Origin of the sequence: Protofrankia sp. Cr1 (assembly GCF_963555865.1) — a bacterium.
In the GTDB taxonomy this organism is placed as follows: Bacteria; Actinomycetota; Actinomycetes; order Frankiales; family Frankiaceae; genus Protofrankia.
The window spans coordinates 1-3,946 of the sequence record NZ_CAUVXO010000483.1 but is presented as its reverse complement, the minus strand read 5'-3'; the positions used below and the strand labels follow the sequence as shown (position 1 = coordinate 3,946).

Annotated in this window: 3 protein-coding genes; 2 read left to right on the top strand and 1 reads right to left on the bottom strand. The window is 70.3% G+C overall.

What is annotated here, in order from left to right; all coding sequences use genetic code 11:
- Window positions 1-376 precede the first annotated feature (376 nt).
- Together U9980_RS24200 and U9980_RS24195 are read left to right on the top strand one after the other, a co-directional pair.
- Window positions 377-1,375, top strand: coding sequence for a DUF5926 family protein (locus U9980_RS24200; RefSeq protein WP_416210383.1), 999 nt, complete (start codon window positions 377-379; stop codon window positions 1,373-1,375).
- 13 nt (window positions 1,376-1,388) lie between these two features.
- Window positions 1,389-2,711, top strand: a complete 1,323-nt coding sequence (locus U9980_RS24195; protein ID WP_322770037.1) for an FAD-dependent monooxygenase — start codon at window positions 1,389-1,391, stop codon at window positions 2,709-2,711.
- Between the two features lie 18 nt (window positions 2,712-2,729).
- Here the strand turns inward: U9980_RS24195 and U9980_RS24190 are convergent.
- On the bottom strand, window positions 2,730-3,946 hold a 1,217-nt coding region (locus tag U9980_RS24190; protein WP_322770036.1), incomplete at its 5' end, for a MinD/ParA family ATP-binding protein.

Below are 3,946 nucleotides of genomic sequence, written 5' to 3'. Positions count from 1 at the left end.
TTGCGGGTGGCCTGGCCAAAGGGTGTGCGATCTTGGTTTTTCGCACGCCCGGAGGCCCATGGTTGCTGGCCTGGCCAAAGGGTGTGCGATCTTGGTTTTTCGCACGCCCGCCGGTCCGGTCCCGGCTGGTGGAGCCCGGTTCCGCACCTGCGCGTAGCAGGTCCGGTACAAGCGGACGGTCACGTGGGTGGGTTGGCGGGAGTTGTCGGTCGCAGGTATTAGCCTTGCGCGTACCAGCCGTCCGTCAATCTGATCCGTCAACCTGATCCGTCAAGCCGAGGAGCACCCGATCGCCCGCCGACAGACCGTCCGCCGCCCCGTGCCGTCTCATTCCGGATCCGTCTCGTCCGGGTCCGGCTCGTCCGACGAGGTCGGCTTGGCCGCGTCCGGGTCGGCTCCGGGCGTCTTCGGGACGGACGAGGCAGATGTTCCCGCCGTCGGGCCGCGGTCGCCGTGCCCGTGTGGGTCAGGGCGTCGCTACAAGGCATGTCATGGCGTGCGGCGGCGGCCCGCGCCCGTCCTGCGTCCCTTTGCGGGCCGGGTCGACGAACCCGATCTGGTGGCCCTGCGCGAGTTGGTGCCCAGCGCGACAGCCCCGCTGAAGCTCTCCGCCAGCTACCTCGCGGAACATCCCGAACATGGCGACCGTGCGGTTCTGCTCGGCACGATGCTGCCGCAGGCAGTGCCTGCAATCGTCCGGGAGAGCGGCGAGATCCTCCTGGCCATGCAGACGGGCGTGCCCAGCGACGATGCGAGCGTTGACGTTGCGCGGGCGCTGCTCGCGGCTCTTGCCGCCGAGCCCGGGGCTCCGGTCATCCCCCGGCAGACAGCGGCGGGCAGCGCCCGTGGCGACGACGGCCGGGCCGGCCCAACGCTGCTGGACATCCTCGATCCGGCCCCGCTGGACATCACGGTCCACTCCGGATTCACCTGGTGGATCCCGCCGTCCGAGGACGGTACCGGTCCCGCTCCGGAGGTCGCCGCCGCCTTGGAGCGGGCGAACGCGGCCGTCGTTCCGACCGTCCGGTTGACCTCGGTCGACGCGGCCTACTGGTGCAGTCCGGGGGAGCGGACGCACCTGCGGTGGGTTCAGGCGTACGACGAGGAACCCCTGCTCGACGCCCTCGCGCGGCTGGCCGCCGCTGGTGATCTTACGGTCGGTGTCGGGTCCCGTTTCGTCGGCTCCTTCCGGGCGGACGGTCTGGTCGTTCCGGTCTGGGACCTCGCGCCGGGCGCTGACGCGGACAGCTGCGAGGAACCGGCGACGGAGCTGTGTGCCCGGTTGGAGCGTGCGGTTGCCGACCGGACTCCGCTGGATGCGTCGCAACGCCGGATGCGTGCCGGCGTCGTGGGCCGGACCCTCACCCTGCGCTGATATGCCGGTAGACATGGCTGGCCGGTCGGACGCTCCTGGCGAGATGTTCGATGTGGTCGTGATCGGCGCCGGTCCGGCGGGAGCAAGCGCAGCTCGGGCGGCGGCCCGGGCCGGTCTCACCGTCTGCATGCTTGAACGGGCCGAGCTGCCCAGGTACAAGACCTGTGGCGGCGGCCTGGTCGGTCTAGCGGTCGACCATGCCGGTATCGACCTTTCGGGCCTGGTCCACGCGAGCATCGACCAGCTCACCGTGTCCCTGGACGGCCGGCTGGCGCGGACCAGGCGCCGGCCAGGTCGACCGATGCTGTCAATGGTGATGCGCTCGGAGTTCGACCGGGCGCTGGTGCACTCGGCCTGCGCTGCCGGTGCGGGCCTGCGGACCGGAGTCCACGTCACCGGCCTGCGCGAAGTAACCGGACCGACCGCCGGACCAGTCCCCGGACCGGGCGGACCGGACAGCAACGAGGTCCAGGTGGCCACGGCGGCCACGGCGGTCAGGGAGGCCAGGGAGGCCAGGGAGGCCAGGGAGGCCAGGGAGAGCAGGGGGAGCACGGAGATCAGGCAGACGCGGGATGGTTGCGTCGTGGTGACGGTGCGGGGCGGGCGGGAGATACGCGCCCGGGTCGTCGTCGGCGCAGATGGCGCGTCCGGGCGGACGGGCGCCCACGTCGGCGTCCGGTGTGACCAAGTGGACGTCGGCTTGGAAGGTGAGTTCCCGGTGAGCGCACCGACCGCACGGCGCTGGGGCGGCCGGATGCTGCTCGACTGGGGTCCGGTCCCCGGTTCATACGCCTGGCTGTTCCCAAAGAGCGAGGTGCTCACCGTCGGTGTGATCGGTTCGCGGGCAGACGGCGATGCGCTGCGTTCCTACTACGGCGATCTGGTGCGCCGGCTCGGTCTGGGTTCGGTGACACCGTTGCACGACTCCGGGCATCTGACGAGGGTACGGGCCGCGGGTTCGCCACTGCGTCGGGGCAGGGTGCTGGTCGCCGGCGACGCGGCGGGTCTGCTCGACCCGTGGACGCGCGAGGGGATCTCGTTCGCATTGCGCTCGGGGCGTCTCGCGGGGGAGGCCGCGGCCCGAGCCGCTGTCGGTGATCTGTCCGCGCTCGCGGAGTACCCCAGGCGCATTGAAGCGGTGCTCGGCCCCGAAATGGACGCCGGCCGCAAGCTACAGGCGGTTTATGCACACCATCCCGGGCTGCTGCACGCGTTGCTGACCTGCATGCCCGGTACCTTCGGACTGTTCGGGCGGATCGTGGACGGCCGTACGACAGTGGCCAGGCAGCTGCGGCGCCCCGGCGTCCGGGCCGTGACCGGCGCCCTGGCCCGCTGAGTGGTGCCCGGACAGGCCCTAAACCCCGTGCGGTAACCCGCCGAAACGCTCGGGATCCCCGTCTGTCAGGGGAGACCCGAACCGTTCGGCGACGGCACCGGCGATTTCGAGAAACGCCTGCCTCGTCGCTTTTCTCAACTCTTCCAACGTGATACGTCCGCCGATGGCGAGATGGGGATCGTAGGGTACCTGAACGACTCGCCGGGTACGGGCGGCGAAATGCTGTTCGAGCGTGTTCATATCCACCGACTCGCCATTCACCGGGAATGTCGAGATGACCGTCACCGCCTCTCGCACCTGGGCGGCGTACCCGTGTGCGTCCAGCCAGTCCAGCGTGGCACTGGCCGACGAACCGCCATCCGCGCTGGAACTGCTGACAATCACCAGTGTGTCGGCGAGTTTGAGGACCGCGGGCATGGCGCTGTGCAGAATCCCGGTGCCGCAGTCGGTCAGCAGGATCGAGTAGTGCCGCTGCAGGATGTCGTCGACAGCGAGGTAGTCGGTGTCGGCGAACGCCTGCGAGATCTCGGGATCGTTCGCGGACGCGAGCACCTCCAGGCGGCTGTCGGCCTGTGACAGGTACCGACGAACGTCCACATAACGGTGTAGCGAGGCTGCATTGTCGAGTAGATCGCGCACGGTGTTCGTGGTTGTTCGCGGTACCTTGGCACCGAGCGTCCCGCGGTCGGGGTTCGCGTCGATCGCCACCACGCGGTCCCCACGCAGACTCGCCAGGGTCGACCCGAGGGCCACGGTCGTGGTGGTCTTGCCGACACCGCCCTTGAGCGACATGACCGCGACCCGGTGGCAGTCGTACAAGGGGGTGCGGATGTGCGCGACCAGGCGCCGATGGCGGGCCTCGTCGGCGGACGGCCCAGGATTGATCGCTCCTCCGGACGCCCTGAAGACCAGTTTTCTCCAGCCTCCGGACGCGGTGTCCGGCTGGGCGGGCAGCAGCGCGCTGGTCATGAGTCTGCCGGGCGCACGGGTGACGTCGGCTGCCCCGTCGTGGCCGGACGGCCGGATCTCCGGTGCTGGCGCCGGGTACTCGGTGCTGGGGTAGGGATTATTCGGGTAGGCGCTACCCGGGTACGGCACCGGCGGTTGCGGGGCGCCGGGACGCGGACCGCCGAGCTGTCCCTCATCTGCACGACCGCTGTTCCGGTAGGGCGGCAGGTCCGGGGCGGGCGCCGTTGCGATCGGTGCTGTGGACGAACCCGGCGCCTGCTCGGCCG

What these genes read in the sequence shown, in the direction of transcription:
- U9980_RS24195 (WP_322770037.1), top strand. Translation starts at nt 1,389, where the DNA reads ATGGCTGGCCGGTCGGACGCTCCTGGCGAGATGTTCGATGTGGTCGTG.